Origin of the sequence: Bacillus cereus group sp. BfR-BA-01379 (assembly GCF_022663605.1) — a bacterium.
In the GTDB taxonomy this organism is placed as follows: domain Bacteria; phylum Bacillota; class Bacilli; order Bacillales; family Bacillaceae_G; genus Bacillus_A; species Bacillus_A mobilis.
Window position 1 is genome coordinate 1 of the sequence record NZ_JAKUFT010000184.1, and the last position, 632, is coordinate 632.

Here is a 632-nt window from a genome sequence, read left to right on the forward strand (position 1 = left end):
CAAAGATTATAAACTTGAGTACCGTAGGAATTAAATAGTAAAAAACCATGAAATTGCATTTCCGCAACTTCATGGTCTTCATAAACAGATAAGAAAGTAATATTATTTATTCTATTTTACCAAGCTATAGCCTTATCTCTCCCCTTCTGCTTAATTACATACTTAATTCCAGCTATTCCCCCTGCAGCAATTAACCCTGCACCAGAAACTGCACTTACCATACTAATGATTGTTAAAACTGTAGATCCTTTATTTATTAAATCAATAACTATAGCAGCAGCAGATTGTGTTAATCCTAATTTTGTAGCAAAAAAGCTACTTTGACTTCCAAAATCAATTTCCGTTATAGGAATATTTCCAGTAACTGTACCAAAAAATGCGATCATAATAATTGAAGCCATCATAAAACTTGTAACAAGTAGTTTCTCTCTTTTTGAAATGGTTAAATTCATGTTAAATCCCTCCCTAGTATAATTACTTCAAAATATTTTTTACCAAGCAGCAGCTTTATCTTTCCCCTGCTTCTTAATAACATACTTAATTCCAGCTATTCCCCCTGCGGCAATTAACCCTGTACCTGTAACAGCAGTTACTATACTAACGATTGTCATAATTGTAGATCCTGTGTCTAT

Annotated in this window: 2 protein-coding genes; both read right to left on the minus strand. The window is 32.8% G+C overall.

Features of this window, described 5'->3' with window-relative positions:
• Positions 1 to 116 precede the first annotated feature (116 nt).
• Entirely contained in the window at positions 117 to 452 is a 336-nt protein-coding gene (locus MR113_RS27320; protein ID WP_242257486.1) for an uberolysin/carnocyclin family circular bacteriocin, read from the minus strand.
• Between the two features lie 39 nt (positions 453 to 491).
• Positions 492 to 632, minus strand: coding sequence for an uberolysin/carnocyclin family circular bacteriocin (locus MR113_RS28640; RefSeq protein ID WP_396022506.1), 141 nt, complete (start codon positions 630 to 632; stop codon positions 492 to 494).

What these genes read in the sequence shown, in the direction of transcription:
- MR113_RS27320 (WP_242257486.1), bottom strand. Translation starts at nt 452, where the DNA reads ATGAATTTAACCATTTCAAAAAGAGAGAAACTACTTGTTACAAGTTTT.